The sequence below is a fragment of the Rhodococcus sp. NPDC078407 genome (assembly GCF_044542515.1).
Taxonomy (GTDB): domain Bacteria; phylum Actinomycetota; class Actinomycetes; order Mycobacteriales; family Mycobacteriaceae; genus Rhodococcoides.
This window is the reverse complement of record NZ_JBITUQ010000015.1, coordinates 51,716-77,834: the sequence shown is the minus strand read 5'-3', so window position 1 is coordinate 77,834 and position 26,119 is coordinate 51,716. Positions and strand designations below refer to the sequence as shown.

The window sequence follows — 26,119 nt, the reverse complement described above, 5'->3', positions numbered from 1 at the left end:
ACAAGCCCGGTCGCTGCGATGTGCTGCAGCGACCGGGCTTGTATTGTGTCGAGGCTTATCCAGTCACGCCGGTCAGCTCGTTGGGTGTGTGCGCGAGTTCGCCGGTGGCCGTGACGGTTCCGGAGGACAGGTCCACGGCATGGACTGCGTTCTCGGCCGGATCGGAGACATAGGCGGTACCGTCCTGGACGAACAGAGCCGGCCGCGGCTCCTGCCATTCGGTGGGCTCTTCCCACGCATCGACAACCGGAATGGTTTGCGTGACGGCCCTGGTGTTCACGTCGATGACGTGCAGCGCGCCATCGGTACCGAGGACGATGGCTTCACCGGCCGGGCCACGCCCGAGAGAGCGGAACGTGTAGCTGGTGCCGAGCTCGACCAGTGACAGTTCGCCGGTGACGGTGTTCGTCAGCGACACGCGGGTAGGACGCTCGAGTTCCGCATCGGGATTGACCTTGTAATCACCCAGGAGAATTGGTGATTCCTCGTCACCGGCCTGGTTTCCGATGCGGCCGTATGCGTCCGGGCTCTGCACCTTGGTGATGGCACCGTCGCGGTAGATCAGCAGTCCGTCCTCACAGCCGACGACGACGGCCTCGTCCGCGGCCACGGCCTCACCGTGAACACCGGGACATTCTTCGTTACGCGCGATCTCCTTTCGGTCGGCATCGAGTACGACGATGCCGGTTCGCTCGTCCTCGTTGCCCACTGTAGTCAGCAGTGATCCGTCCGACAGTTCCACGGCCACGCCGTGATGCGCCTCAGGCGTGGTGTACGACTCGGTCTCGGGCTTGCTGCCCGCGAGCAGTGCTGTTGATTCGAAGACCTCGACGTTGCCGGTGCCGTCGTCGAACAGAACGGTCTTTCCGTCGTGACGAACGACGTGTCCGGGAGTCGTGGCATCGAACGCGATGTCGGTCATGGCGGGGGTCGAGGTGTAATGCTCCGAGCCGTCGGTCCAGGTGCCGGCGTCGAGCGCAGTGAATGCGCCTGAACCGCTGACGAACACGTGGCGGCCGTCCCCAGCCGGGTTGAGACGGGTGAATCCCTCGATACCGCTGATGTCCTCGACGGTGTCGAGTGTTTGGGCGTCGAGAATCAGGACGCCGCCGTCGTAGCTGGTGGCGATACGCGGCGTTGCATCCGAGACACTCTGCGCTGCTGCGGTTTCGGCGGTGGCGGTGGCGGAATCTGCTTCGGTGCTCGAGTCGGACGAGCAGGCCGCGAGGAGGGCAACCGAGGTTCCCAACGCGACAACTGCGCCGACAGTTCGTTGAGTGCGATAGATCTTCATGACCTAAAGAAGTACAGGTTATTGCAAATGATTGTCAAAGACATGAATGCATACGATTGCATGTGGGACAGCACCTTTCGCGGCTAGGCAAGACCGGACGCGATTGCGGCAGTATTGAACTTCATCATGTCGAGATATGTCGGAGCCTCGGAATTCTCGTCTCCGAGCGATTCGGTGAACAACGAGACCACGTTGATCTGCACCCCCGCCTCCGATGCCATCACGTGCGCAAGTCGATCCGGCTGCGAGGTGTCGACAAAGATCGTCCGAACGCCCGCTTTTCGTACGGTATCGGCGAGCTCCGACAGGTCGGACGCACTGGGCGACGCAAGAGTAGTTCCGCTGGGAATCACAGCGCCCACCACTTCGAAGTCGTAGCGGTCCGCCAAGTACCCGAACACGTGATGGTTCGTCACGAGCTTGCGTTTCTCAGGGACGATCGCATCGAATTGCTCGGCCATTCGGGCGTCGAGTTCGACCAATCGCGAGTCGTATTCCGCAGCAGCAGAGGCGACGTCGACCCCATCGACGTTGGTCGTGATCGCGTCTCGGATCAGGGCGACCACGTCGCGCATCCTTTCCGCGTCGGTCCAAATGTGCGGGTCCTGCGCCCCCGATGACTGACCGCTCACATACGAAATCGGGTCGGCAGCAGGGCCCGCCTCGACGATCGGGATGCCCTCCGCGCGGGCCGCATCCATAGTGGACACGATGCCTTCCTCGAGCCCTAGGCCGTTGGCGATCAACAGGTCCGCACTCGAGACTCGGGCAGCATCGGAGGCCGAGATCTCGAACGAATGGGGATCGGAGTTCGGCGGCATCAGCACCATCACCTCGGCCTGATCCCCGACGATGTTCGAGGTGATGTCGCCCAGAATGTTGGTGGTCACCACGATCGTCGGCGCTCCCGAGGTCTCGGACTCCGCGCACGCGGTCAGCATCAAAAGCGCGGGCAGTACCAGCAGCATAACCTTTTTCACGATCCGACCACGCCGATCGAGGCGGGCGTGAAGTCGAAATCCAAGGTGCGCGCGACGCGGCCGCTGTCGCGATAGTCGATTTCCATCAGGGCGCTGCCTGCCGGATCTGCGACGTAGGCGCGAGTACCCGCCACGTGAAGCGATGGTTTCGGGTCGGCCTCGTCGTACGGTGCCGACAGAACCGGCGTCGAGGACAATTCCGCCCCGGTGACCGCGTCGAACACTCGAAATGTGCCATCGGCCTGAAGCGACAGAATGGTCTTGCCGTCGCTCGACACCCCGGTCGAGAGTGACGCACCCTCGGTGCGCGCCTGAACCCACTCGCCGGTTCTGGTGTCGAGCATCAGCACTCCGGTCTCGGTCGGAGCCGCGACCAACGAGCCGCGCGTTCCCTCGGCGAAGGTGAACGCGCGATCGTCCGGGCTCGGGTACGGGAACTTCGTGGTGGAGAACTCGTCGTCGGTCGCGTCCACCTTGACCACACCGTCCGCGCAGGCCACCACGAGGTAGCTCGAGAACACCGCCTCGCCGTGCATCTCGGGGCACGAAGCATCCAGCGCACGAACAGGATTGCCGGCGGAGTCGCGTAGCTCCAGTCCGGTGGGCAGATCCTCTTCGGTGCCACCGGTCGAGACGACGACGTGATCGGACAGCGGGACGGCGATGCCGTGGTGAGGATTGGTGTCGACGGTTGCTGCGACGGCCGCATCACCTGCACTCAGCGCATCGAAATCGACGACATCCGCTCTTCCGGCACCGTCGAAGAAGACGGCCACCTTTCGATCTCCTGCGATGATGTGCGCGGGGTTTTCTCCCTCGAGCACACCGAGATCGACGGGGCCCTTGGTGTACGAGTGCGAGTGATCGCCGTGTTCGATGGTCCACGAACCCGGGTCGAGAAAACGTGCCCGGGCGTCGTCGGTCGCGACGACGTAGCGGCCGTTGATCGTCGTCAGACGCGATGCATTCTCGACGTCGAACGAATGCACGGTCTGTTCGGTGGCAAGATCGAGAACGTCGATTCTTCCGGAATCGGCGTCGGCCACAACGAGCCTCGGCTCGGGACCTTGAACCTCGGTGGACCCGGTCTCGGCCGCGAGATCACTGCCCGGCCGAGCGGCACCGGTTGTCTCTTCCACCGGTGCATCCTCGGCGGTGTCGGTACTACCGCATCCGGTGACGACCAGTCCGATGACTCCGAGGGTCAGAACAGTTCTACGCACGTGAAGACACTCCAGACAAATCTTTTGATAACGATTGTCGTTTACGGTAGACCACTAGTGCACGTTCGTCCGAATCGACTCCCGAGCCGATCGAGCCGCGACCACAACGAAGAACTGCAGCACCGCAAGGCCTGCGATGGTGGCACCGGCGGCAGTGTCGGCGTTCCAGGACACGATCAGTCCGAATACCGTGGCCGACCAGCCGAACAGCGTCGCGATGATCATCGACACGGGGATGGATCGGCCGAACAGATATGCCGTGGCCGACGGGGCAACCAGCAGGCCGAACACCAGCAACGTCCCCACTATGCGGAAGGATGAGACGACAGCCAGCACCACCAACGCCAGCAAGACGATGTGCGCGAGGCGCGGCCTGAATCCGAACGTGTGAGCTTTGCGCTCGTCGAACACCAGAGCAACGAACGGCCGATACGCCAGCACCGACACCGCCAGCGCAATGGCCGACGCGAAAACCAAGAAGGCCAGGTCGGCGTAGGTAGCCGAGAGCACATCCCCGAACAGGAACGACGTCAGATCGGTGGCGAACGATCGCGCCCGCGAGACGATCACCACCCCGAGGGCCAACATCCCGACGAACAGCAAGCCGATTCCGGTGTCCTCGGACAATCGCGAATTCCGCGTCACCCACGCCACTCCCCCGATCATCGCGACCGCACTGATGGCCGCGCCCACGAGGAGATTTGCACTCAGAAGGTACGCGACGGCAACGCCCGGGAGCATGCCGTGCGACACGGCTTCACTGAGAAATGCCATGCCGCGCAACACAACCCATGTTCCGACGAGGGCGCAGAGAATCGACACGAGCATGCCCGCCACGAGGGCGCGCTGCACGAACGACACAGCGAAGGGGTCCAGTAGCCAGTCCACGAGATCGAACCCTATGCGATAATGATTGTCGTGAGCGAATCAGTGGTCGTACAGTCCCTCTCCGTCCGCTACCGAAACACCACTGCACTGCACGATGTCACGGCCCGCTTCGAACCCGGTTCTCTCACAACTCTTGTCGGGCACAACGGCTCCGGCAAGTCGACGCTGCTGCAGGTTCTTGCCGGGATCGTCGAGCCATCGACAGGTTCGGTACACACCGGGAGTCGATGCGTCACCTACGTACCGCAACGCAGCGAGGTCGACGACCGGATGGCTCTCAGCGTCGGCGAGGTCGTCGCCATGGGCACCTGGCCTCGGCGCGGTCTGCTCGGGCGTGCGTCCGCTGACGATCGCCGAGCTGTCGCCCTCGCCCTCGACCGACTCGGGCTGGGGGCGTTACGTTCACGACGACTCTCGGCGCTCTCCGGTGGACAACGTCAACGCGCGCTACTCGCTCAGGCCCTCATCGAGGGCGGCGAACTGGTACTGCTCGACGAGCCCACCACCGGCCTGGATGCCGGAGCGAAACAGATCATCGACGACGTGATCGACGAGGAGGTCCGCCGCGGCGCAGTCGTGGTGGTCGCGACCCACGACGCCGAGAGCGCGGCCCGCGCCGACACCACCATCACCCTGGGACGGGGTGAGGTTCTGTCGATCACACGGTAGCTTCGCGCTATCCTCTCCAACCCCAGTTGTAGGGGTTCACAACGATTCGATACCAGGTGTCGGTGTTCTCGACGTTGGTGCACGGCAACACGATGAACGACTGTGACGCTTTCTCGAGTGACAGCGCCTTGTTGCAGAAGTACTGCGCGCCTTCCCCCGACTGCTCGGCGCGATACACCGGACCGTAGTGCCACTCGTCGGCACTGGCGGTTGCAACTCCCATCGTGGCTCCGGCTGCAATCGGAAGCGCGAGAAGTCCGGTCAACACTGCAATGCGTCGGCTGGTGCTGTTCATTCGAGGCCTTTCGTCGGCGGCACGGTGTACACGAACGTCGCCGGCCGTAATACGGCCACCGACTCGATCCCTTCATGGGTGACGTCGCGCGAATCACCAGTCTCGTTACCGCTTGCGAAAGAGCAAGGTCGGCTAGCTGTCGACCTCGACGCCGTATCTGACCGCGAGCTCCGGGAGCCCGTCGTGATAACCCTGGCCGACTGGCCGAAAGCGCCAGCCGCTCCCCCGACGGTAGATCTCTGCCAATAGCATCGACTGTTCGGTCGTAGCCGCGTCGAGCACAGCCGTAGCAACCGTCGATTCGACTCCATCGAGCGATACCGAGACGGCACCAACGTCGCCAAACGTCTTGTCGCCGTCGATAGCAGCAGCGATGACGATGCGCGCGCAGTCCTCGGGAACGAATGCCAGATCGATCCGAACACCCTGTTCACTGTCGCCGTCGATCGACATCGAGACAGCGCCGTCAGAGGTGGCCGGAGCGTTGTAAAACACGAAATCCTCGTCGCTCGAGACCAATTCGTCGTCGTTGACGAGGAATGCCACGACATCGACGTCGACCCGCTCGAACTCGTCGGCGCGCCAGGAACTGTTGACCGTCAGCACTGTCTGATCTGGGTCGAGGTCGACGACGCCACCACGTGGCACGAGCGGAGCGATTCGGGACCGCCGCACTGGAAGCGGTGCAGGCACCTCGATCTTCAGCTCACGGTCGATCGATGTGGGCGTCAACAATGTGAGTTCCCGTTCTCTCACCTTCGGCATCCGGGGATCTCCGTCGCCACCGTCCAGGATCAGGATGTCGGTGACGCCTGCGCTGAGATTCACAGCCGGTGTGGCTCCCAGTTGGATCAGGCGAGACCGCATCAGTACCGACTCAGCATGCGAACCACCCATAACCAAGACCCTTCGTGCCTGCCACGGCTTGCCGCTTGGATCGGGCTTCAGCACGGGTGGCTTCGGCTGCGTTTGCGATCCAGCCGCTTTCAGCGTTCCTGGTTGCACATCCCGGAGTAGGTCGAGTAATTCCGATTCCGAGATGATGCGAAGGCCATGGGCACGAGCTCGTTCGACCTTTCGGCTTTCCGTTGTGGGATCCGAGCACACCACCACACTGGTGAATCGGCTGACGGAGTTCATCACGTCCAAGCCCGCTTCGGTGAGCTGAGCGGCCAGACGCAACCGCGGGATCCGCGTGTCGCCGCTGATCACGACTCGCATGCCCTGAATCAGAGCACCGTCCTCAGCAAGGGGGCCGGGGTTCTCCCACGGGCAATGCGTACGAGGAACGGTGTCCGGATACAGCGTCAAGCGCTCGGTGCACGTGACGACGGGAAGGGGAAGTTCGAGCGACCTGGCCAGTCGGGCACTGTGGGTGAACACCTGCGCCAGCACTCGGGCATCGTCGTAGGCGTCATGTGCATTGGACTGCAGCACTTTCCAGTGCGCGGCCAAGGTGGACAGCTTGTGGTTGGGAGTGTCGAGTTGCAGCCGTCTGGACAGCGCTACCGTGCACAACCGCTGCTTTGTCGGCATATCGATGCCCGCACGCATCGATTCAAGCTTCAAGAAGCCGTGGTCGAAGCTCGCGTTGTGCGCAACCATGGTTCGACCGTCCAGCAGATCCATCAGCTGCGGGGCAATCATGTCGAAGGTCGGCGCATCGGCGAGCCGTTCCGGCGTCAGCTTATGGATATGCACCGGACCGGGATCGCAGCCCGGATTCACCAAAGTGGACAGTTCGCGTCCGACACGTCCGTTCTCGTCGACCGTAAGAGCAGCCACACTGAGCACCCGATCACGGGACGCCTTCAAACCCGAGGTCTCGACGTCGACAACGACCCACTTGTCACTCCCGCTTCTGAGCGCGTTCCCCATAGAGCTTCCACCTTCGACCGAGTCGGACAATGGACGTCACTATGCCGTACGAGCTGCGATCATCAGTTGAAGTTCGGCTTCTACAGCCGGTTTGTGCTGGCTGAAGGCTGTTCCGCAGCCCTCACCCGCAAGGCAAAAATTCGCTGGGCATGGGAACACGTACACAGCACGGTGATGTGTTCTCCACATCGATATTGGACGGCTTGTGCTTTAGATAGCAGGCATAAGGGCTTCTGTGCAGCCTTTTCACGACGTACGATCCGATATGCATGCCTACGCAAGCGTAAGGAGTATTGGTGGCCGAACCACGACGACGCTCTCGGAAGTATCCAGGCGAGCTGGCCGGCACTTTCGTTGCGCGGCGACATCAGTTACGCATGACACAAACCGAGCTGGCATTGCTTGCCGGCGTGGGGCGCTCGACAGTCCAGGCGCTCGAAAGTGGAAAAGACACCGTGCAGCTCGACGGTGCGGTCGCTGTCGCGGAGGCACTGGGCTGCGAGATCACATTGCTCACGCGCGCAGGATCTCCTGTGCCGCCGCTCGATCCGACATGATCCCCGCATCCAAGCGGCAGGGCGTCGATGCAGTCGAGGTCTACAAGAGCGACCTCCTAGCAGGCGCGCGAACCGTTGGACACGTGCGCATTTCGTCGAGTCCGCGAGCCGCCTGAGAATGCCCGAGCGTGCAACTCTACGAATCCTCGACGACGTGTGCACAGACGTTCGAGCCGGTATCGACGAACTCGAAGCTATCGGATTCGATGACAAGCGATGGTTGGTTATGGCAGCAGGTTTGCGAGGCGTTCGGTCGCGGCATCCGTACCGAGTTCGTGTCGCAGTTTCGGGTGGTCGAGGTACAGCCGGATCCATCGGGTCAGGACTACGGGGTGGACGTCGAAGAATCGGCAGTCGATCAAAGCGCCGGGGAAGAAAATCGGCTGTTCGTCCAGCTTGAGCCGGGTCAGTTTGGCGTGCTTGAACGAGCCGAAAATTGGTGCCCGCAGTTCAAGCTCGGGTGGCCATTTCGGTTTCAGTACTGCATCTTTCAGCGCTTCCCATGGAATGATCTTCCTGAACCCATATCCCTCTTGAATGACACCTTCACGTGTGAGTTCGATTCTCGGACGCCGCCGTCCACCGCGTATCAAGCCTACGAACAGAACGACGAACGGAATCGTGAATACAACGCTGACAACTGTTCCACCGATGCCGTGCTGTAGCCCCAGCCACATGATTCCTGTCCCCGCCAGGACCATGAGAACCAGACTCAATCTAAGCACGCCGTGTTTGTAGCGGACACTCGATCCGGTTGTCGTGCGATACACCGCCTGCCCCGTCGAGCGTCCGGCCCTGTGAAAGATGCGCGTTGCGGGAGTCAAGCCGATCATGAGTCCGATAAGCGCGACCGAGATGGAGGAATACGATTGATTGTCGATGACCGAGAAGATGGCACCGTAGACGAACATGAACGCAAACAATTCCAAGAACAAAGTGGCAGCGATGAACTTGAGGTCGATTCGATTTTCGTGAACATACTCGGCCAGTCCGAACTCTCTCGGGTCATCGGTGTGCACAGGGTCTCCGGTCGTCATGGAAGCACGTTCGCGCGGCGGTCAGTTGCGGCATTTGTAGCTAATTTTTAGTCGGGTATTCGGAGGCCCAATGCCTCGAAGCTTCAGAAAATTGCATCCCACACCCCAGTTGCAAGATCCGATCCCGCTTCCACCGTGGCCCCCACGGCATCGACTCCGTCCGTGATGGCCCCGCGGACCGAGTCAAAGCCATCTTCGTATAACCCGTCGACAATTCCAGAGGTAAAGATTCCAACGAAAGCACCGCCTATCGCTCCCACTGCTGTGCCAAAACCTGGAATGGGAAGCGCGGTGCCGATCAATGCCCCTGCAGCCACGGCGGCCCCGAACCCCAATCCACCGGCAACTACGGCCTGGTCGACAGGCTTACCGTTGGCGATGTCGTAGCCGATGCTGAGCACCGCCAAGCCACCTCCAGCGCGCAACCCCCATTTTCCTGCCTTCGAGTTCAGGTCATCTGCATTCCGGACCATGTCGTCGGCTTGGTTCCGAAGTAAGTCGGAGAATCCGAAATCGCGGTAGACAGCCGAGAAGGGAGACCCGGCAGGGGCCGTGCGGGCAAACTCGGCCCAGTGAACAGCCCGCGCATACATTTCGTCGGCTTTCGAGGTCATCAACCACGCGCGGGTTTCCATCGCCGCTTGTGCCAACCCAATCGCTACCGAGCCACCGAAGAAGAAGGTCTTGGCGGCCGCGTCGATGTAATCGACCTTGAGTTGCTCGCCCGCCGCGGTCTCGTCGCCTCGCAAATGCGCGACCCTCCGCTCGAACGCGTCGAACTTATCGCGCAGGGCGTCGTCGATGGGTTCGATGATGGCGTCGTCGATGACGTCGAGTCCAACATCGATTGCGTCCGATCGGATGTCACGCATACCGTCGTGCAGTGCCTGCAGTGCTACAGCGAATGCGTCGACCTTGTCGGCGTAATCTGCTGCTGCAGTTGCCAACTGAGAGGCACCGTCCGTGGTGGCAAGCGCCTGCGCGAAGAAGGCTTCGGATGCGGGGCCGTCCCATCCGGCCTCTGTTCGATTTCTGGTGCTATCGAGCGTGTCGATGGAGGTACTGAGGTCCGCGGCGAAGCTGTTGCGAAGCCACCCGGCGACGGCGTGCACAGAGGTCACGCTGCCGTCGACCTTCGTGTCGATGGGCACTTTCACTTCTCCCAGAGCGTGGCATTGATTCCGTCCGCTGTCGCGGCGTCCTGGGTCTCGTATTCGATAGCGCATCGATCGAGCGCGACCGAGTAGGACGCCAATGCGGTTTGCAGTTCGCCGCCGCGACCGGTGAACAGCGCCAGAATCCCGGCCAGCGCCGGCGCTCCGATACCGGTGTCAGCGGCGTCGGGAATCGACGACGCTGAGGTGTCGAAGTCGTCGGCAATTCTGAGCATCGTGTCCGCAGAATCGCGTAGTACAGCAACGTCGACGTAGAGGGTCATTGGTGGACTCTCCGACGTTCGTGCTGGGGAATCATGACGTCCATCAGCAGTAGGTCGAACGGATGCGACTCATTGATCTTCGACAGGGCCGTTGTCGGCAGCACCATCCAGGGTTGGTCATCGCCACAACAGGCATGGAGCCGATCCAGTGCCGAATATGCCAGCAGGGCACTACGCCCGTCCCGGGTGGTGCGTAGGTCGACCACTGCCTGCTCCACGATGGAGACGTGCGCAGTGCACGGTACGTACACCACAGGTGGAATGTTGTCCGGTAGCCGCATCTTCTCCCCCATCGACCGTGGGGAGGTCGAACCCCACGACAGATCAGACGCATCGAGTGACTGTTCGGTTCCCCAATCTGAACCGAGCAGCATCCGCGCAGCGCCGTGTTACTTCCCCACACCCTCCGCGATGTCGGTAATCGACTTCAGAGTCCGCTGATCGGCGTACTCGGCCTCGTCGAAGTACCGGCGAAACACCGAGCGCATCAATTCGATGACATCGATGTGCTGCAAGAGCACCACGCGTAACGACCGATCGCCGCTGTAGGCGATTCTCTCGAACTTCTCACCAAGCTGGCGGGCCGAATCGAGGGTGCCGAAGGCTTCGACGTCGACGAGCGACTTGGTCTGGCTCACCATCCCTTCGAGGTGCCTGATGTATGCCGCGCACACCTCGTCGCACTGGAACGCCACACCCTCCGGAATTTTCAACACTCCGGCCTCTGCTTGCGCAGACAGCGCCTGCCACTGCTGCATCGATGACGCCAACCCGTTCAGTTCCAAACCCATTGCTTCCTCCTGCTACCTCGACGACGGCAAGAACGGACGGAGCGAACGCGCCACACGCTCGACCTCGACGCACGGATCTTCGAGTGGTTCGGCCGACGCGAAACCGTCGAGCATGAAGTAGATGACCCCTCTGTCGCGCCCGAAAGCAATGCCGCAACTGACTTCGTCGTACTTGATCTTCCGTTGGAACCGCAGGCCATCGAACCCGTCGACCGGAGTGAACTGCTCGAACGGTCCGCCCTCGCGCAGATAATCCAACGAGAAAGCAGATGAGAAGATGCCGAGGGTGTACCACGTGTCCGGCAGCGGATTCAACCAAAAGCACGTCGACCAATCCGGCGAGATCGGCCGTTCACCAATTAAAGTTGCCTTTTTGGTTTCTACCGCCAATCCAGCGGCTTCGATCGCCTCATCCGGAATGGTGCACGGATCCCATGTTTCAGTCGACGCGGACGCAGCGATGGCCGAAGTCGTCGACGGTGCCGCGGTCTGCGCACCGTCGCTCGTACCACCGCATCCGGACACGAGCAGCATTACGCCCACAACGCCCGCTGCCCACACTCGCATCGTGCTCACACCACTCCGTTCCCTCGTCCCCGTCCACACCATTGGACGCAGTCCGTGACGAATCGGTTCCACCTCACCATGCGAATCCATTCACTTCAGGAGCGGGAACACCGACGCGTTCTTCAGAGACCCAACATGTCGCGTAGTCGACCCAAGCTCATCGCACCAACTCGCTCTTCTTCCGGGAAAGAGTCGAGAAGACGAATGAGATCATCGCGACGAGTCGGATCTCCAGCGGCATCGCGTGGCGTCCACCCTTGGAGAGCGGGGATGGACTCGTCGATCCACTTCTTTTCGTATGCGCGAATCTGCTTCTCAAGAAGTGCAGCCACCTCGGGAGTCATCTCGACGGGTTCTGCCGGCTTCCTCGACTTGTCGGCCATCGCGTCCTCTGCCGTGAGGCGTCTTTCACTCTGCTGATCCGCATCGGGGTGGAGGGTCATTAGGTCATCGATCAACGTATCGATGCGGCGTTCGGACATTGCTTCCAGCCTCAGATGGGTGCCGTCCAGGGTGAGTGTGCCGAGGATGCTCGTTCCGGCCCTCCAGTGCCAACGATCGCCCTCCGCTGCCCCGTATTTGCGGCTGAGCCTCCGCCGTAGTCCCCCGACTCCACCGAGCTCGAAGACTGCCTCGCACAACACCGTCGGATCACCGTCACGCGTTTCGATTCGGCGAGGAGCCAGCCGGGCGCTGAGAAAGCTCACCAGATCTTCGGCATCGACCGGATCGGCGTCGAGGATCTCGATCAGCTCTGTACGTTGAGACGGATCGACGGGTTCGATTCCTCCGAAGATCTGGAACCCTTCACCGACGGGTACGACGCGCGAGCAGATGAATTGTCCTGCAGACAACTGTCGACTGGCCGAGCGTTCCGTGACGTCATGTCGATCGCCGGTACGAATATCACGCAGCGACATGCCTTCTCCGGGACTGACCGATTCGATCTCGTGAATCGACCGTTCCACCAGGAGCCATTGCTGGGCCAGCATCAACTCGTCGGCTGGAAGTAGCGGGCCATGAGAAGTCACGAACTCGGCGAATCTCCCGCCCTCGAACAACACGACGTCGCCGACGAACGGTTCATCGAAGGCTTTCGCCAGCGCATCGTCGCCACTACCGAGATGCTCCGTGCGGATGCGTGCCAGAGCGAGAATGAGATCCGCGGAGTTCGCCGCGGCCGCGAAGCCACTTGCCTTCTGGTACAGCCACTGTGCGCGCTCGCCGAGCGAGAGAATGTTCTTACCGAGGTGACATACTTTGTACTTGCGCCCCGAACCGCACCAGCAGCGGTCGTTACGACCTAGATCGGGGTGATCCTGAGGGACGTACGGCTCCAACATCTCTCGCAGATCCGCGCCTGCGTCGGGATCGATACGGCCGAGAAGAGACAATCCACGCACCGCATCTCCCCGCGTCGACGCGTACTCAACGAGAGCCAGTACTGCAGGCTCGAAATGCGAGTCGGCGTCGAGTGCCTTCTCCAGCGCCTTCTCGGCCGATAGTGCGTCCCCGAGCCGGTCCAGCGCGGTAGCGCGGAACCAGTGCGCAGCTGCGGTCAGCCGCCGCGGCCCTGCACTCAGCAACGCGCCTGCCACATGCAGCAACGACTCCGCGGCCCCCTCGCTGTCGAAATGCCTGTTCAGCGCCAGGGCGGCTACGTCGGATCGAGCAAGTGGGGTGAGCTCATCTGCACCGTCCGAGACCGCCGCCTCGGCACGTTGTCGGGCGTCGTGAGCGGCGTCGCCTCGGATGTCCCGCATGATGTCGCCGAACCAGATGAGTGCACGGGCCCCGTCGGTATGAACTCCGAAGGTGTTCGCGACGATGTTCGTCCGCGTGGTGTCCGCCGCGGCGTCGAAGTCGAATCCTGTGCGGGCCACGTAGTCTTCGGATTGTTCGATGCCGGCACCGGCGTAGATCTCGGACAGCGGTGGTCCTGGTTTCGTGAAGAGGTCCGGTCGGTCGTACATCAGTTGATAAACAACAGCATCGCGCTCGACGCTCTCGCCTTCGGGCACCATCTCGTGCAGCGCGGCAGTGACGTCGATGTGCTCAAGCGGGCCGTCGACCGCTCGAATACGAACCACACCGTCCACCACGACGAGCGATACGAGGTCACCTGGTTCGTAGTCGCTGAGCGTCCCCTCTGGGAGCACGAGCGCTTCGCTGGGCGGCCACTGCGGGTCATCGATGCCGCGAATGGTGAAGATCTCGCCGTCACCGATACCTCGGTACTTCGTGCGAAGGCCAGCGGGATCGTCCGCGAACTGCAAGAGGGTCGTGATGGGCGACAGGTCGTCCATCGAGTCGATGATGTCCGACGCCACCTCCCGGTGGTTGAGCCGGTGAGTGAGGGCGCGGCCCTCCAACAGCGTGGCGACTGCGATGTTCCGCATGTCCGGCAGAAAGGCCAGATCGACCGAATCGACAGTGTCGACGAGTTCGTACATATCGCGCCGGCGTCCGAATCCTCGGTCGGACATGGCAATCGCCCAGCCCTCGGTGCTCAGCGGACCGAGCTCCCGCAAGACATCGAGAGCTGCGGTATCGAGCTCGTCGTAAGCATCGTTGTCGTCCATCGCGGCCAGCATAAACGTGACGGTCGGGAAAGGTGGATACCAGCGCGAGCCCCCGCGTCTTCCATAAGATGTGCGTGTGACTCCCCACCGCACAGGTCGCGACCTCGCCGAAGTGGTCCCACTGTTCGGTCGCCGGGGATCTCGTGCCACCACCGCGGACTTGGCCGACGACGTCGAGCCGACAGCCGAGTCTTCGGTCGAACGGTTGATGCCCCACGGCATCGAGCCCGCAACGCCAGACGCCAGCGAAGAGTTGGCAGCGCTGACCGCATCGAAGCCGATTGCGCAGCTTCGCTCGCTCCTCGGCTGGCTCGGTACATCACGACCGATCACCGGCAGGGGGTTCCGCGGCCAGGGTCGGTTCGCGAGCTGGCGAACGCCGTCGGCGTGGAGTTGGATGGGCGTGCATCGAGGTCGAGATCGATGCTCGAGATCCCAGGGTTGATGACACTGTGGGATGCGGCGAAGGCGGCCGGTTTGATCGAGTTGACCTCCACCACAGCCGTTCCCGGTCCGCATTCGCACGGGTTCGCCCACTCACTTGACAGCTCCCTGGCCGCTCACCGAACGGCACTTTCGCACGTCATCGGTCGTCACTTCTTCAGCAAGGATCCCCTCCGTCCGTCCCCGGCCGTCGATGTCGTTGCCGGACAGATCGTTCTCGCCGCGATGACGAGCACCCCGCGGACGCGGCTGCCGGCAGTCGGCCCGGTCGGTGCCGGGGATCTGTACGAACACATCGAGGCGTTGATACTTCGCGGCATGCTGGAGCATTTCATTGCCGACGGGTGGTTGGTCTGCGACGGCAAGTACACAGTGCCGCAACCTTTTCGCCCGGCCGTTCTGGATGCGATGACATCACTTCCCTACTACGAAACGGATGACACCAGCCGATGATCATCACCGGGTTGTTTTTCGCGGAGTACGCACGGGTTAGCGAAGACATGCTCGATGTCCTCGGCGGGGTCTGGGATACCTGCACGGTTCCCCGCGACACCCGCATGCTCGAATGCCGCCTGGTCGCGCTGTTGCAGACGGGACCTGACGACATCGGTAAGGACTTTCCCGCGACACTCGAGGTGCTCGACGCGAACGGCGAACACATCGTGAATCAACGTGGCCTTCAGATCCCCGGTGCCGGCTTCACCGGGGAGAATCGGTTCTGGTTCCTACCGATGCAGATGGTGTTCCGCGACGAAGGACGGCACAACTTCATCCTCAGCGCCGGTGGGGCCACCGCAAGCGTCGGGCTTCGCATCGCCTTCGGCTGACGTCGGGACGCGATGCTCATGGCCGCGCCGACATCCGATCCCGATCGCATTCTCGGTACCGCTTGCTATACGGGACGCCCAGGTCCATTCGAGGACACGAATTGCATACGCTGTTGCCGAACACCGAGGAGAGCATGTGAACAGTCCATTGCGCGGAGACCAGCACTTTCTCGCACTTGCACTCGAACAGGCGAGGATCGGTTGGGAGGAAGGCGCGGTTCCCATTGGCGCGGCACTCGTTCACGATGGCGAAGTTCTTGCGGTCGGTCGGAACCGCCGAGTCCAGATGAACAGCGCAATCCGTCATGGAGAAACCGACTGCATCGAGCGAGCGGGGCGGCTTCCGGCGTCGGTGTACCGAAAGTCGGTGCTCTACACCACGTTGTCTCCATGCTTCATGTGCGCGGGAACCGCTCTGCTGTACGAGATTCCTCGGATCGTCGTCGGTGAGAACCGCTCGTTCGAGACATCGGAGAGCTTGCTACGCGAGCACGGCGTGCAGGTCGACGTCGTCGACAACGTCGAATGCGCGGAACTGATGGAACGCATGCTCGCCGAGCGCCCGAGCTTGTGGCTCGAGGACATCGGGGAGGACGCATAAGCGCTGCCGCCGAACCGGTTCTGTCTGTGCTCGGGTGACTCAGCGAGCCAGCGCCTGCCAGGTCGCCTCGCCCGCGCGGTACCCCGCCTCGAACAGCCATGGCCACTCGGAAAAGTCCTCAGGATCGACCACCACAGTCTCGACACCGCCGTTCCCGCGCCGCTTCGGCATGTTCGCGGGGTGGAATGGGAAGCGATCCTTCAGGTACGCGGGCTCGAGACTCTGTCGGAATATCATCCACGTCTGCGGCGTGAAGCCCACTGCTTCAGCACGTTTCGCAAGGTCGATCCAAGCTTCGGCATTGGCGTACCTTCCTTCGAGCACCAGCCTTCGAGTCTCGAGCATCGGGAACACCCCGAACCATATCGGCGGATAGCTCAGCAGCGTCTGGCACCAGGCACGACGACGCTCCGGCGGAATGGGTTCCCACTTGGCTTGTGCTGCTGCAAGTCCGTCATCTGCAGACATTGTTCACCTCGTCCTGGAGGTGCGACCCTCCATCGACTTGCGCACCCGCGGTCGCGAGATGCGCCGGTTCTTCCCCTGGGGCACCCTGTCGATGGAGACGGGGTTGCCGGACAGCCGGCCAGGTACCTACGGCTATCGCTCTTGAACCTTCCTCGACAATAGCCGAGGGGTACGGCTTGGACAATCCTGTGGATCGACGCAGTAGCTCGATCAATTCCCAACGAGATCAGCAACCTACAGGTGCACCGGCAACACTCCGGCAAAGGTTCTCGACGTACATCGGACATCCGTCATCATTGACGCGTGATCAAACAGGGAACTTGTTTTGCTTTGCTCGGCGCTGTGATCGCGGTCCTGGGTCACGCAGTGACGGGAACTTCGGGGTACTCGGCGTACGTCTCCGGCGAATCGTTCTATGGACCCGACACCACGCTGGGGCCGTGGGTGCGACCCGTCGTCGCCGCGTCGACCGGCGCGGTGATCGGCATGTTCGCAGGGCTGGTGCTGCACCTGTGTGGCTATCGATTCATCGTCGAACCCTCTCGGCGCGTAGGGCTCGTCGTCGTTGCCGGTCTGGTCGGAGTGACTCTGGGGATGACGCCCGTGCTGATTCTGGTCGGCACGAGCTTCTCCGGTTCGAGTTCGGGCGTATCACCCGACTACTTGCTCCCGATCTATGCAGGCACCGCAGTGTTGGCTTACGTGCTCGGAGTCGCCTCGGTCCGGCTGCTGCTCAGGGCAACTCACGATCCGTTGTCGTCTCGAACGACCAAGGTTGTGGCTGCCTTCTTCCGATCGGCGGTGTCCTCGCAACCCTCGCCGGAATGGGGATTGCCTGGATTCTCGGATTTTCCACGACGGTATCGAACTTTGTCGCGGTGATCGTGGCGGTGCTGTGCGTACTCGCGGCAACCTTTGCACTCGCTCGGGCGTGGGCGTTGCGCACGACGGCATAGAAGCTCGAAGATCGACCGCCAAGATCTTTCAGCCTGAAGCGAATTCGGCCCTCCCGCACGACTCCTGCATGCCCGAATGCCGGCACTGTTGCAGAATGGACCTGACGACTTCGGTAAGGACATGCCCGCGATTCCGACGGCGTTCTCGGTGTCCCTCGCTAACGAACGTCATTCGCCAAGCGCCGTCCAGCGTCGACCAGCCACCGTCGTGGATCCGCCATGGCTGCCTCCACACTGCCGGCAAGGTCCGTCAGCGACACTTTCCGCACCTCGACGTCCGTATCCACCGACCCGGCGACAACGGCCACCGGAACCGAAGCGTCCGAGCATATCTGGACCACATGTCCGACGAGTTTGCCCGTCAGCGACGTGCGGTCGAACTTGCCCTCACCCGTCACCACGAGGTCCGCTGCAGGTACAGCAGCCGACAGTCCTGTCAGCTCCGACACCCGTTCCGCCCCGCCGGATACACGAGCCCCCAGCGCGCACAGACCGAATCCGACTCCGCCGGCAGCGCCGGTCCCCGGCATGAACGGGTCGGCCGGCAAGCCGGCCTCGGCGAGCAACTCGGCCCAGCAGTGCAATGCCCCGTCCAGCATCTCGATGTCGGCGGCCGACGCGCCCTTCTGTGGCCCGAAGACGTGCGCGGCACCGTCGGGTCCGAACAACACCGCACGCGTATCGGTCAGCAATTCGATGTCGGACGGCACTCCCGCGAGGCCCGACGCATCCACCGACCGGGCGGCCAGCAGACCGGCGCCGCCCTCCGGAACGTCCAGGCCCGATTCGTCCAGCACCCGAACACCAAGCGCACGAAACACTCCCAGTCCGCCGTCGGTGGAGGCCGAGCCCCCGAGAGCTACCGAGATGCGATCCGAACCGCAGCCTCGAATGACCTCACCGAGTCCGCGCGTCGTCGCAGCCAATGCATTCAGCGACTGCATCATCGCGATGCCCGAGGACTCCGCCAACTCGATCACCGCCCGGCCGTCTTCGAGCATCAACCATCGCGCGTCGACCGGTCGACCGTCCGGGCCGCAGACACCCGACACCGATGACCATGTCGGGTCAGCCGAGCACGCTGCGAGGACGTCGAGTGTCCCTTCGCCCCCATCTGCCTGCGGCATCGACACCAGGTCGTCGCCGCTGCGGACAGCCGCCCATCCCTCGATCAGTGCCGCGGCAGCATCGACCGCGTCGATGGTGCCTTTGAAGGAATCGGGGGCGAAGAGCACTCTCATGCGATCAGACTGGGCAGAACCAGATCGCGGTAGCGCTGCTTCATCGTCTCGATCACCTGGTCCCCGTTGGTTGCCCACACAGCAGCGTTGAAGATCTCCACTTCCACATCACCCTGGTACCCAGCGCCTCGAACCCAACGACCGATGGATTCGAAATCGATCACACCATCGCCCATCATTCCGCGCGAGAGGAGGGGGTCGGCTTCCATCGGCACCAGCCAGTCGCACACCTGGTACGAGCTGATGCGGCCACGCTCACCAGCAATTCGGATCAAGGACTCCAGATCCGGATCCCACCACACGTGGAAGGTGTCGACGACGACGCCCACTGCCTCCGCCGGGTGCGGTTCGGCCATCGACAAGGCCTGTCCCAGTGTGGAGATGACCGCACGGTCGGCCACGAACATCGGGTGCAAGGGTTCCAGCGCAATGCGCACCCCCCGCTCGAGTGCGTACGGAACGAGCAGAGCCAGCCTCTCCTCCACCCTGGCTCGGGCTCCGACGAGGTCACGATCGGGAATGCCGCCCATGACCATCACGAGCTCGGGTGCCCCGAGTTCGGCGGCTTCGTCGAGAGCGCGACGGTTGTCGTCGAGACCGTCGTCGTCGATCGCCGTGAGGAACCCGCCGCGACACAGGCTCGACACCCGCAGACCGGCGTCGGAAATGAGCTTGGCCGATTCGCTGACACCTGCCTCCTGGATTCGATCCCGCCACGGTGCCACCGCACCCAGCTCAGCTCGCGCGGCACCGTCGACGGCTTGCTTCAGCGTCCAGGCGTTCGTCGTCTTGGTGTTGAGAGACAATGCTGCGTAGGGATTGTCGAGGCCGTACGGTGCGATACTCACGACGCTGCCCCGTTCAGTTCGAGGTAGAGCCCCATGCGGTGTGCGGCCAGCGATGGATCCGCCAGCAACCCTGCGCGATCGGCCAGGACGAACAGCGTCGTCAGATGCTTCACGCTGCGTCCGGATGCCAAGCCGCCCACCATCGAGAACCCAGGTTGCTTGCCGTTGAGCCACGACAGGAACGCAATTCCGGTCTTGTAGTAATACGTGGGAGCGGCGAAAATGTGCCGGCCGAGTTCCTGCGTCGAGCGCAAAATATCATCGGCGCGAGCGGTATTGCCGAGGTCGAGTTCCTGCAATGCCGTCGACGCCGCGGGGTATATACCGGCAAAGATGCCGAGCAGTGCATCCGAATGATGCTGTCCATCACCGATGATCAGCTCGGGATAGTTGAAGTCGTCGCCGGTGTAGAGGCGGACGCCTGCGGGCAGCCCGGCTCGTAGGGCGATCTCGTGCTGGGCGTCGAGCAACGACACCTTCACGCCGTCGACCTTGGGCGCGTGCGAATCGATCAGCGAGCGGAACGTGTCCGTTGCGGTCGAAATGTCTGCGCTCCCCCAATACCCGGCGAGCGCCGGATCGAACATCGTTCCGAGCCAATGTAATACGACGGGCTCATCGACTTCGTCGAGCAGAGTCGTGTAGACCGAAAGATAGTCCTCGGAGGACGTCGCTACCCGAGCCAGGGCACGTGAGGCCATGACGATGACCTTGGCTCCCGAATCGGTGACCACCGCGATCTGCTCGCGGTAGGCGTCAAGTACAGCAGCGAGACCGTCCTTGCCCGACGGCAGCGCATCCAGGTCGAGTTGGTCCGTGCCCGCACCGCAGGCGAGTGACCCGCCGACGTGAGCGGCTTCGGCCCCGGAGCGGCGGATCAGCTCGGACGTCGCGGCCCAGTCCAGGCCCATGCCGCGCTGAGCGGTATCCATCGCGTCGGCGACGCCCAGTCTGTAGGACCAGAGTTCGTGGCGGTACGCCAGGGTGGCGTCCCAGTCGATGTCGGCGGGAGCCCCAGGAGTGTTGTCGCCCATGGCACTAGGGACGACGTGCGCGGCGGCATATGCGACGCGTGAGGTGATGGGTGCGGCGGGTTTGGTCCACTCACCCGGTTCGCCGAGCACGTAGACCCCGTGGCCGGGGAGGGTGATCGACACCCGGGAGTCGACGGCGGTCACAGCGCGATCTCCGGGACGTCGAGGCGGCGACCCTCGGCGGACGATCGCAAACCGAGCTCGGCCAACTGAACACCGCGGGCGGCGGAGAGCAGACCGTAGCGATGCGGCCGTTCGGCAACGACGTCACGCAGGAACTCTTCCCATTGCAACTTGAAACCGTTGTCCAGGTCGGCGTTCGCGGGGACCTCGAGCCACTGGTCGCGGAACGGTTCGGTGACGGGCAGATCTGGATTCCACACAGGCTTGGGGGTGTGCGAACGATGCTGGGCTACGCAGTTGCGCAGTCCCGCGACCGCGGAGCCATGCGTGCCATCGATCTGGAATTCGACCAGTTCGTCCCGGAACACCCGCACGGCCCACGACGAGTTGATCTGCGCTACAACGCCGTTCTCCATCTCGAAGATGCCGTAGGCAGCGTCGTCGGCGGTGGCGGCGTACTCGTGGCCCTGCTCGTCCCAGCGGGTCGGGATATGAGTGGCGGTTTTCGCGGTGACGGTTTCGACCTTGCCGAGTATGCCTTCGAGCACGTAATTCCAGTGGCAGAACATGTCGACGACGATGCCGCCGCCGTCCTCGGCTCGGTAGTTCCAGCTGGGGCGTTGGGCGGGCTGACCGTCGCCCTCGAAGACCCAGTAGCCGAATTCGCCTCGTAGGGAGAGGATGCGGCCGAAGAATCCCTCGTCGACGAGCCTCTTGAGCTTGACCAGTCCGGGGAGATAGAGCTTGTCGTGCACGACGCCGGCCGTGATGCCCGCGTTCTGCCCGATGCGGGCCAGTTCGATGGCTTGTGTCAGCGTTTCGGCTGTCGGCTTCTCGGTGAAGATGTGCTTGCCGGCTTTCATCGCCGACGACAGTGCCTCGGCGCGTCGCGAGGTGACCTGGGCGTCGAAGTAGATATCGATGGACGCGTCATCGATGACGGATGCGCTGTCGGTGGTGTACTCGGCGATACCGTGCCGGTTGCAGAGCTCCTGAAGCTTGGCTTCGTTGCGGCCGACCAGGATCGGCTCCACCTGGATGCGCGTGCCGTCGTCGAGGAGGAGTCCACCGGCGTCACGGATGGGCAGGATGGATCGAAGGAGATGCTGACGGTAGCCCATGCGTCCGGTGACGCCGTTCATGGCGATACGCAAGGTACGGGTTGGTGTGGGCATGAGAGATTGCCTTTTCTGTGCACTGATGACGAAGGACGTGGGACGACGGCGAGCCATGACGGATGGGGCCGTATCGACGGTGTTGCGGAAAGTCCACTACGCGTCGTGGGGGAAAATCAGCTTCGGAATGCGCTTTCCAAGCTATGCTGTCGAGGTCGATCGGTCAAGTGGTGACCGTCGATCGCAATGATTTCGCAGGGGGTGAGGGGTACATGGCCGCAGTACGACTTAGCGATGTTGCCGCGGCGGCAGGCGTCTCGCAGGCCACAGCGTCGCGGGTGCTCAACGGCTCGTCACGAGTACCCGGCGAGGGTGTGGCCGATCGCGTGCGCGCGGCAGCGGCCGATCTCGGCTACATCGCCAACGCTCAGGCCCAGGCGCTGGCCCGGTCATCGACGGGCTTGATCGGTCTCGTGGTGCACGATGTGGCCGACCCCTACTTCTCGTCCATCGTTCGCGGCGTGCAGAACGAGGCGCGCGACGCGGCCAAGCTGGTGCTCTTGGCAAGTACCGAGCGCGATTTCGCTCTCGAACGGCAGTCGGTCGCCACCTTCATCTCGCATCGCGCCGACGCCATCATCCTGGCCGGCTCGAGGCAGAGCGGCGACTTGGACCGAGCATTGGAACAGGAGTTCGCGGCATATCGCGACAACGGCGGCAGGGTAGTGGTGATCGGACAACCGGTGCCGTTCGCCTCTGCGGTCGAACCGGAGAACTTCGCCGCATCTGCGGCTTTGGCGCAGGCCCTGCACGAGCACGGCCATCGTCGCTTTGCCATCATCGGCGGCCCTGGAAACATCCGGACCTCAGCCGATCGTCGCAACGGCTTCGTCGAGACGCTGTGCACATACGGCGTTACACCGGAAATCGAAGTGGCCGGGGACTTCTCGCGAGACGGTGGCTACAGCGCCGCGCGACGCCTGGCGGCTGCACTCGAGCTCTCCCCCGGCCACGGCGTTCCACCGTGCGTATTCGCAGTCACCGACGTCATGGCCATCGGAGCAATCGCAGCCTGGCGTGAGCTGGGCCTGAGCGTGCCGGAAGACGTCTGCATAGCCGGGTTCGACGATATCCCCACGCTGCGCGATCACTCCCCGAGCCTGACCACCGTCGCTCTCTCGTTGGTTGATATCGGCGAGCGAGCCGTTCGACTCGCCCTCGATCCGGAAAGTCACCCGGGAAGCCGGGAGTGGGCACCGGGCACCGTCGTCCTGCGGCGTAGCACCGCTCTGAACAGCTGATTGTCCGAATTGCTTGACACTGTGGGCGCGATCACACTACGTTGGGCGTCAGCTTCGGAAAGCGCATTCCAGCGGGAGTAGACGGACCCGCCTCCTACTAGATCGAGGACTCCATATGACGACAACATCGTCGGTCGAAGTCCGTTCTGCCACTGCGTCGGTTCCTCAACCCGCACCGACCCGTCGTCGACGGTTCCCTTCGCTCCGCAATACCTGGTCCGGCCTCTGGCGACCCCTGGCCCTCGTGGCCGTGCTGATCGCCGCCTGGTGGGCCGTCACCGCCTCCGAACTCGTTGCGCCCTATATCCTTCCGTAACCCGGTGACACGTGGTCGACGATGGTGGACAACGCGTCCTACCTCGCCGGTCACACCTGGGTGACCACCTACGAAACCATCGCCGGCTTCGTCATCGCCTCGGTGGTCGGCATCGCCGTCGCGGTGGTGATGATCTACTCGTCCTCGATCGAGAAGACGATGTACCCGCTCATCCTGTTCGCGCAGGTGATCCCGAAGATCGCCATCGCGCCCCTGTTCGTCGTGTGGCTCGGCTTCGGCCCCAGCCCCAAGATCCTCGTGGCCGTCCTGATGGCGTTCTTCCCCATCGTCATCGCTGGAATGGCGGGATTGCGTTCCGTCGATCCCGAGATCCTCGAACTCACCTCGACGATGGGCGCAAGCAAGTGGAAGACGTTCTGCAAGGTTCGTTTTCCCGCGTCCTTGCCCCAGCTGATGTCCGGCCTGAAGATCGCCGCAACACTTGCGGTGACCGGAGCGGTGGTCGGTGAATTCGTCGGCGCCAACGAAGGTCTGGGGTACGTGATCCTCCAGGCCAACGGAAACATAGACACAGCAATGCTTTTCGCTGCACTCATCATCATGTCCCTACTGGGAATCCTCCTCTTCCTGATCATCGAAATCGCCGAGAAATTCCTCATCCCCTGGCACGCATCGCGTCGCTCCACCGCGTCCGTCGGCGCTGTATGACCCGCATGCCCTCCCTACCTCGAAGGACACATTCCATGAAGCTCAAGAACGTTCTGGTGGCGACCGTCGCGTCGTCCGCTCTGGTACTCGCCGGATGCAGCGGAGGAGGTGGCGGCGAGGAAAAGGCCCCTGGCACCGACGGTGAGACCACCGCAACCTCGCTGATGCTCAACTGGTACCCCTACGGCGAGCACGCCCCGTTCTACTACGGCGTGCAGGAGGGAATCTTCGCCGAGCACGGTATCGACCTCACCATCACCGCCGGCCAAGGATCCACCAAGACCGCCCAGGCTGCGGGCTCGAACCAAACCGATTTCGGCTGGGCCGACACCGCGGCCGTGATGTCCAACATCGACAAGGGCGTGAAGGTCAAAAGCCTCGGTGTATTCCTGCAGACGACGCCGTCGGCCGTGCAGGTCTACGCGGACGGACCGATCCAAACCACCGCCGACCTCGCAGGCAAGACCATCGCCGTGTCCGCCGGCGACGCCCCCACCACCACATTCCCCATCTTCCTCGACCGCGCCGGCGTTCCCGAGGACCAGGTTCAGCAGCAGAGTCTGGACTCCGCAGGCAAGATCGCCGCGATGCTCTCGGGTCAGGTCGACGGTCTCATCGGCTTCGCACACGACCAGGGGCCCAACATCGCGAACAAGTCCGGACGCGAGATGCGCTATCTCCGCTACTCCGATGAGGGTCTGAACTTCTACAGCAACGGCCTCATCGCCAACACGTCGACCATCGAGAACTCGCCGGAGCTCGCTCAGGCGATGGTCGACGCCACCCGCGAGTCGTTCGAGGCAGCCATCGCCAATCCCGAAGCGGCCGTAGCGTCGATGGTCGGTAAGGACCCGCAGACTCCGCCGGAGTCGGTGCTGCTGCAGCAATGGCAGGAGACGATCCCTCTGCTCACGACGGAGAACACCGAAGGAATGGCACCGGGCGTCAACAGTGACGAGGACTGGGCCAACACCATCAGCATCCTCAGCGACGCCGGACTCACCGAGACCGGAGCCGAGTCGTCGACGTACTGGGACTCCGATCTCGCGCGTAATCACCGACGATGTCTGCGCGCGAGCGGTAGGCGAGTTCGGCATCCGACCCGGCGTGGCCCATCAGCCGCACCGTGTCGAGGTGAAGCACACACGGTCGACGTTCGGCCCGCACCGCGGCGACGGCGGTATCGACCGTTCGCATCAACGCGACCGGATCCTCGCCGTCGGCCCGCACGTACTCGATCGACGGGAAACGGCGGAGTGAGTGCGCTGTCCACCCTCGCGGCGATCGGGTACTGATGCCGATTCCGTTGTCCTCACACACGAACAGGATCGGCATGGGAACGGACTGGTACGAACAGTAGGCAGCCGAGTTGAGCGCGCCCACCGTCGTCGAATGGTTGGCCGAGGCGTCACCGAAGCTGCACACCACCACGGCGCTCTCGGGCCACGGGGTTCGATGTCCCAACACCTTTGCCCGGCCGAGCGCGAAGGCCAGGCCGACCGCACGCGGAACCTGCGAACCGATGGTCGATGTCTGCGGAACAATTCCGAGGGCCGGATGCCCGAACACCTTGTGGCGACCACCGGACATGGGATCGTCGGTGGACGCGACCAGACTCGCCAGCACGTCCCGGATCGGGTTGCATCCCGGACACTGTTGTGCGCGTGCGGCATAGAAGCCACCCGAGCGGTAGTGCAGCAAGGCCGGGTCGGTGACTTCGGTTGCAGCCCCGACGGCCGAGTTCGCCTCGTGCCCGGACGACCCGATGGTGTAGTAACCGACCCCAGCGGCCTGCAGCCAGCGGGCCGCGAAGTCGAGATGCCTACTGACGAGCTGGGCATCGAAGTACCGAAGCAGACGATCCGGATCGCCGACGACCGACCCACCGCGGCGGGTGGAGCGAACCTGCGTCAGGAAGTACTCGTCGATCGCTTCGGCCACGCGCACACCCTTGCTTCCATCGAGCTTGTCTCCCCC

General features: G+C 62.9%; 29 protein-coding genes, 1 pseudogene and 1 riboswitch. Of the genes and pseudogenes, 11 read left to right on the top strand and 19 right to left on the bottom strand.

Annotated features, from left to right (window positions below; genetic code table 11):
- Positions 1 to 55: 55 nt before the first annotated feature.
- The 4 genes from aztD to aztB all read right to left on the bottom strand — a co-directional run bounded on the left by aztD (position 56) and on the right by aztB (position 4,385).
- Complete coding sequence (aztD, locus tag ACIGGF_RS16295) at positions 56 to 1,294, bottom strand: zinc metallochaperone AztD (RefSeq protein WP_397522278.1); 1,239 nt, start codon at positions 1,292 to 1,294, stop codon at positions 56 to 58.
- An 83-nt stretch (positions 1,295 to 1,377) separates the two neighbouring features.
- Positions 1,378 to 2,274 carry a zinc ABC transporter substrate-binding protein AztC gene (aztC, locus tag ACIGGF_RS16290; RefSeq protein WP_397522277.1) on the bottom strand — a complete coding sequence of 299 codons (897 nt, stop codon included), beginning with the start codon at positions 2,272 to 2,274 and terminating at the stop codon, positions 1,378 to 1,380.
- Positions 2,271 to 3,497, bottom strand: a complete 1,227-nt coding sequence (locus tag ACIGGF_RS16285; protein ID WP_397522276.1) for a hypothetical protein — start codon at positions 3,495 to 3,497, stop codon at positions 2,271 to 2,273. Before ACIGGF_RS16285 ends, aztC begins: the two co-directional genes overlap by 4 nt.
- A gap of 54 nt (positions 3,498 to 3,551) precedes the next feature.
- Positions 3,552 to 4,385, bottom strand: a complete 834-nt coding sequence (gene aztB, locus ACIGGF_RS16280; RefSeq protein ID WP_397522275.1) for a zinc ABC transporter permease AztB — start codon at positions 4,383 to 4,385, stop codon at positions 3,552 to 3,554.
- Between the two features lie 21 nt (positions 4,386 to 4,406).
- On the opposite strand from aztB, the gene aztA reads away from it, so the two are divergent.
- Positions 4,407 to 5,054, top strand: coding sequence for a zinc ABC transporter ATP-binding protein AztA (gene aztA, locus ACIGGF_RS16275; RefSeq protein WP_397522274.1), 648 nt, complete (start codon positions 4,407 to 4,409; stop codon positions 5,052 to 5,054).
- A gap of 7 nt (positions 5,055 to 5,061) precedes the next feature.
- On the opposite strand, the gene ACIGGF_RS16270 is transcribed toward aztA, so the two are convergent.
- Positions 5,062 to 5,349, bottom strand: a complete 288-nt coding sequence (locus ACIGGF_RS16270) for a hypothetical protein (protein WP_397522273.1) — start codon at positions 5,347 to 5,349, stop codon at positions 5,062 to 5,064.
- A gap of 132 nt (positions 5,350 to 5,481) precedes the next feature.
- Complete coding sequence (locus ACIGGF_RS16265) at positions 5,482 to 7,227, bottom strand: TerD family protein (protein WP_397522272.1); 1,746 nt, start codon at positions 7,225 to 7,227, stop codon at positions 5,482 to 5,484.
- Between the two features lie 296 nt (positions 7,228 to 7,523).
- On the opposite strand from ACIGGF_RS16265, the gene ACIGGF_RS16260 reads away from it, so the two are divergent.
- The gene (locus ACIGGF_RS16260; protein WP_397522271.1) at positions 7,524 to 7,784 is read left to right on the top strand and encodes a helix-turn-helix domain-containing protein; all 261 of its coding nucleotides are present in this window, start codon (positions 7,524 to 7,526) and stop codon (positions 7,782 to 7,784) included.
- Positions 7,785 to 8,008: 224 nt separating this feature from the next.
- On the opposite strand, the gene ACIGGF_RS16255 is transcribed toward ACIGGF_RS16260, so the two are convergent.
- The 7 genes from ACIGGF_RS16255 to ACIGGF_RS16225 form a co-directional block, all read right to left on the bottom strand.
- Complete coding sequence (locus ACIGGF_RS16255) at positions 8,009 to 8,821, bottom strand: hypothetical protein (RefSeq protein WP_397522270.1); 813 nt, start codon at positions 8,819 to 8,821, stop codon at positions 8,009 to 8,011.
- 83 nt (positions 8,822 to 8,904) lie between these two features.
- The gene (locus ACIGGF_RS16250; RefSeq protein ID WP_397522269.1) at positions 8,905 to 9,972 is read right to left on the bottom strand and encodes a WXG100 family type VII secretion target; all 1,068 of its coding nucleotides are present in this window, start codon (positions 9,970 to 9,972) and stop codon (positions 8,905 to 8,907) included.
- A 2-nt stretch (positions 9,973 to 9,974) separates the two neighbouring features.
- Positions 9,975 to 10,259 carry a hypothetical protein gene (locus tag ACIGGF_RS16245; protein ID WP_397522268.1) on the bottom strand — a complete coding sequence of 95 codons (285 nt, stop codon included), beginning with the start codon at positions 10,257 to 10,259 and terminating at the stop codon, positions 9,975 to 9,977.
- On the bottom strand, positions 10,256 to 10,633 hold the full coding sequence (locus tag ACIGGF_RS16240) for an SAV_915 family protein (protein WP_397522267.1): 378 nt from the start codon (positions 10,631 to 10,633) through the stop codon (positions 10,256 to 10,258). The genes ACIGGF_RS16245 and ACIGGF_RS16240 overlap by 4 nt, the downstream gene beginning before the upstream one ends.
- Before the next feature lie 15 nt (positions 10,634 to 10,648).
- Positions 10,649 to 11,050, bottom strand: coding sequence for a hypothetical protein (locus tag ACIGGF_RS16235; RefSeq protein ID WP_397522266.1), 402 nt, complete (start codon positions 11,048 to 11,050; stop codon positions 10,649 to 10,651).
- A gap of 12 nt (positions 11,051 to 11,062) precedes the next feature.
- On the bottom strand, positions 11,063 to 11,584 hold the full coding sequence (locus ACIGGF_RS16230; RefSeq protein ID WP_397522326.1) for a DUF3558 domain-containing protein: 522 nt from the start codon (positions 11,582 to 11,584) through the stop codon (positions 11,063 to 11,065).
- 155 nt (positions 11,585 to 11,739) lie between these two features.
- Positions 11,740 to 14,199, bottom strand: coding sequence for an SEC-C metal-binding domain-containing protein (locus ACIGGF_RS16225; protein WP_397522265.1), 2,460 nt, complete (start codon positions 14,197 to 14,199; stop codon positions 11,740 to 11,742).
- A 76-nt stretch (positions 14,200 to 14,275) separates the two neighbouring features.
- Between ACIGGF_RS16225 and ACIGGF_RS16220 the strand changes: the two genes are divergently transcribed.
- The 4 genes from ACIGGF_RS16220 (at position 14,276) to ACIGGF_RS16205 (ending at position 16,071) form a co-directional block, all read left to right on the top strand.
- The gene (locus tag ACIGGF_RS16220) at positions 14,276 to 14,644 is read left to right on the top strand and encodes a hypothetical protein (RefSeq protein ID WP_397522264.1); all 369 of its coding nucleotides are present in this window, start codon (positions 14,276 to 14,278) and stop codon (positions 14,642 to 14,644) included.
- Entirely contained in the window at positions 14,623 to 15,096 is a 474-nt protein-coding gene (locus ACIGGF_RS16215; protein WP_397522263.1) for a hypothetical protein, read from the top strand. The genes ACIGGF_RS16220 and ACIGGF_RS16215 overlap by 22 nt, the downstream gene beginning before the upstream one ends.
- Positions 15,093 to 15,470: a DUF6941 family protein gene (locus tag ACIGGF_RS16210; protein WP_397522262.1), complete on the top strand. Its 378-nt coding sequence runs from the start codon at positions 15,093 to 15,095 to the stop codon at positions 15,468 to 15,470. The genes ACIGGF_RS16215 and ACIGGF_RS16210 overlap by 4 nt, the downstream gene beginning before the upstream one ends.
- Before the next feature lie 136 nt (positions 15,471 to 15,606).
- Positions 15,607 to 16,071 carry a nucleoside deaminase gene (locus tag ACIGGF_RS16205; RefSeq protein WP_397522261.1) on the top strand — a complete coding sequence of 155 codons (465 nt, stop codon included), beginning with the start codon at positions 15,607 to 15,609 and terminating at the stop codon, positions 16,069 to 16,071.
- A 39-nt stretch (positions 16,072 to 16,110) separates the two neighbouring features.
- On the opposite strand, the gene ACIGGF_RS16200 is transcribed toward ACIGGF_RS16205, so the two are convergent.
- Positions 16,111 to 16,539, bottom strand: coding sequence for a mandelate racemase/muconate lactonizing protein (locus ACIGGF_RS16200; RefSeq protein WP_397522260.1), 429 nt, complete (start codon positions 16,537 to 16,539; stop codon positions 16,111 to 16,113).
- Positions 16,540 to 16,567: 28 nt separating this feature from the next.
- Positions 16,568 to 16,686: riboswitch (SAM riboswitch) on the bottom strand.
- A gap of 219 nt (positions 16,687 to 16,905) precedes the next feature.
- On the opposite strand from ACIGGF_RS16200, the gene ACIGGF_RS16195 reads away from it, so the two are divergent.
- Positions 16,906 to 17,421, top strand: a complete 516-nt coding sequence (locus ACIGGF_RS16195) for a hypothetical protein (RefSeq protein WP_397522259.1) — start codon at positions 16,906 to 16,908, stop codon at positions 17,419 to 17,421.
- Between the two features lie 232 nt (positions 17,422 to 17,653).
- Here ACIGGF_RS16195 and ACIGGF_RS16190 read toward each other — a convergent pair whose 3' ends face one another.
- From ACIGGF_RS16190 to ACIGGF_RS16175, 4 genes are read right to left on the bottom strand one after another with little or no spacing between them, the layout of a single operon-like run.
- Positions 17,654 to 18,736 carry a glycerate kinase gene (locus tag ACIGGF_RS16190; RefSeq protein WP_397522258.1) on the bottom strand — a complete coding sequence of 361 codons (1,083 nt, stop codon included), beginning with the start codon at positions 18,734 to 18,736 and terminating at the stop codon, positions 17,654 to 17,656.
- Positions 18,733 to 19,584 carry a sugar phosphate isomerase/epimerase family protein gene (locus ACIGGF_RS16185; RefSeq protein WP_397522257.1) on the bottom strand — a complete coding sequence of 284 codons (852 nt, stop codon included), beginning with the start codon at positions 19,582 to 19,584 and terminating at the stop codon, positions 18,733 to 18,735. The genes ACIGGF_RS16190 and ACIGGF_RS16185 overlap by 4 nt, the downstream gene beginning before the upstream one ends.
- Positions 19,581 to 20,762 (bottom strand): dihydrodipicolinate synthase family protein, encoded by a 1,182-nt coding sequence (locus ACIGGF_RS16180; RefSeq protein WP_397522256.1) that lies wholly within the window; start codon positions 20,760 to 20,762, stop codon positions 19,581 to 19,583. Before ACIGGF_RS16180 ends, ACIGGF_RS16185 begins: the two co-directional genes overlap by 4 nt.
- A complete protein-coding gene (locus tag ACIGGF_RS16175) occupies positions 20,759 to 21,916 on the bottom strand; it encodes a Gfo/Idh/MocA family protein (RefSeq protein WP_397522255.1) in 1,158 nt (385 codons plus the stop codon). Before ACIGGF_RS16175 ends, ACIGGF_RS16180 begins: the two co-directional genes overlap by 4 nt.
- A gap of 212 nt (positions 21,917 to 22,128) precedes the next feature.
- Here ACIGGF_RS16175 and ACIGGF_RS16170 point away from each other — a divergent pair, with 212 nt between their 5' ends.
- The 4 genes and pseudogenes from ACIGGF_RS16170 to ACIGGF_RS16155 all read left to right on the top strand — a co-directional run.
- Positions 22,129 to 23,157, top strand: a complete 1,029-nt coding sequence (locus ACIGGF_RS16170; protein WP_397522254.1) for a LacI family DNA-binding transcriptional regulator — start codon at positions 22,129 to 22,131, stop codon at positions 23,155 to 23,157.
- 115 nt (positions 23,158 to 23,272) lie between these two features.
- Positions 23,273 to 23,473, top strand: coding sequence for a hypothetical protein (locus ACIGGF_RS16165; protein ID WP_397522253.1), 201 nt, complete (start codon positions 23,273 to 23,275; stop codon positions 23,471 to 23,473).
- Between the two features lie 21 nt (positions 23,474 to 23,494).
- Positions 23,495 to 24,142, top strand: a complete 648-nt coding sequence (locus ACIGGF_RS16160; RefSeq protein ID WP_397522252.1) for an ABC transporter permease — start codon at positions 23,495 to 23,497, stop codon at positions 24,140 to 24,142.
- A pseudogene (locus tag ACIGGF_RS16155) lies at positions 24,139 to 24,957 on the top strand (ABC transporter substrate-binding protein); the annotation flags it as partial. The gene ACIGGF_RS16160 and the pseudogene ACIGGF_RS16155, both read left to right, overlap by 4 nt.
- 184 nt (positions 24,958 to 25,141) lie before the next feature.
- Here the strand turns inward: ACIGGF_RS16155 and ACIGGF_RS16150 are convergent.
- Entirely contained in the window at positions 25,142 to 26,083 is a 942-nt protein-coding gene (locus ACIGGF_RS16150) for a thiamine pyrophosphate-dependent enzyme (RefSeq protein ID WP_397522251.1), read from the bottom strand.
- Between the last annotated feature and the right edge of the window lie 36 nt (positions 26,084 to 26,119).

What these genes read in the sequence shown, in the direction of transcription:
- aztD (WP_397522278.1), bottom strand. Translation starts at nt 1,294, where the DNA reads ATGAAGATCTATCGCACTCAACGAACTGTCGGCGCAGTTGTCGCGTTG.
- ACIGGF_RS16160 (WP_397522252.1), top strand. Translation starts at nt 23,495, where the DNA reads ATGGTGGACAACGCGTCCTACCTCGCCGGTCACACCTGGGTGACCACC.
- ACIGGF_RS16245 (WP_397522268.1), bottom strand. Translation starts at nt 10,259, where the DNA reads ATGACCCTCTACGTCGACGTTGCTGTACTACGCGATTCTGCGGACACG.
- ACIGGF_RS16230 (WP_397522326.1), bottom strand. Translation starts at nt 11,584, where the DNA reads ATGCTGCTCGTGTCCGGATGCGGTGGTACGAGCGACGGTGCGCAGACC.
- ACIGGF_RS16225 (WP_397522265.1), bottom strand. Translation starts at nt 14,199, where the DNA reads ATGGACGACAACGATGCTTACGACGAGCTCGATACCGCAGCTCTCGAT.
- ACIGGF_RS16170 (WP_397522254.1), top strand. Translation starts at nt 22,129, where the DNA reads ATGGCCGCAGTACGACTTAGCGATGTTGCCGCGGCGGCAGGCGTCTCG.
- aztA (WP_397522274.1), top strand. Translation starts at nt 4,407, where the DNA reads ATGATTGTCGTGAGCGAATCAGTGGTCGTACAGTCCCTCTCCGTCCGC.
- ACIGGF_RS16210 (WP_397522262.1), top strand. Translation starts at nt 15,093, where the DNA reads ATGATCATCACCGGGTTGTTTTTCGCGGAGTACGCACGGGTTAGCGAA.
- ACIGGF_RS16255 (WP_397522270.1), bottom strand. Translation starts at nt 8,821, where the DNA reads ATGACGACCGGAGACCCTGTGCACACCGATGACCCGAGAGAGTTCGGA.
- ACIGGF_RS16265 (WP_397522272.1), bottom strand. Translation starts at nt 7,227, where the DNA reads ATGGGGAACGCGCTCAGAAGCGGGAGTGACAAGTGGGTCGTTGTCGAC.
- ACIGGF_RS16235 (WP_397522266.1), bottom strand. Translation starts at nt 11,050, where the DNA reads ATGGGTTTGGAACTGAACGGGTTGGCGTCATCGATGCAGCAGTGGCAG.
- ACIGGF_RS16270 (WP_397522273.1), bottom strand. Translation starts at nt 5,349, where the DNA reads ATGAACAGCACCAGCCGACGCATTGCAGTGTTGACCGGACTTCTCGCG.
- ACIGGF_RS16175 (WP_397522255.1), bottom strand. Translation starts at nt 21,916, where the DNA reads ATGCCCACACCAACCCGTACCTTGCGTATCGCCATGAACGGCGTCACC.
- ACIGGF_RS16190 (WP_397522258.1), bottom strand. Translation starts at nt 18,736, where the DNA reads ATGAGAGTGCTCTTCGCCCCCGATTCCTTCAAAGGCACCATCGACGCG.
- ACIGGF_RS16215 (WP_397522263.1), top strand. Translation starts at nt 14,623, where the DNA reads ATGCTCGAGATCCCAGGGTTGATGACACTGTGGGATGCGGCGAAGGCG.
- ACIGGF_RS16200 (WP_397522260.1), bottom strand. Translation starts at nt 16,539, where the DNA reads ATGTCTGCAGATGACGGACTTGCAGCAGCACAAGCCAAGTGGGAACCC.
- ACIGGF_RS16240 (WP_397522267.1), bottom strand. Translation starts at nt 10,633, where the DNA reads ATGCTGCTCGGTTCAGATTGGGGAACCGAACAGTCACTCGATGCGTCT.
- ACIGGF_RS16165 (WP_397522253.1), top strand. Translation starts at nt 23,273, where the DNA reads ATGACGACAACATCGTCGGTCGAAGTCCGTTCTGCCACTGCGTCGGTT.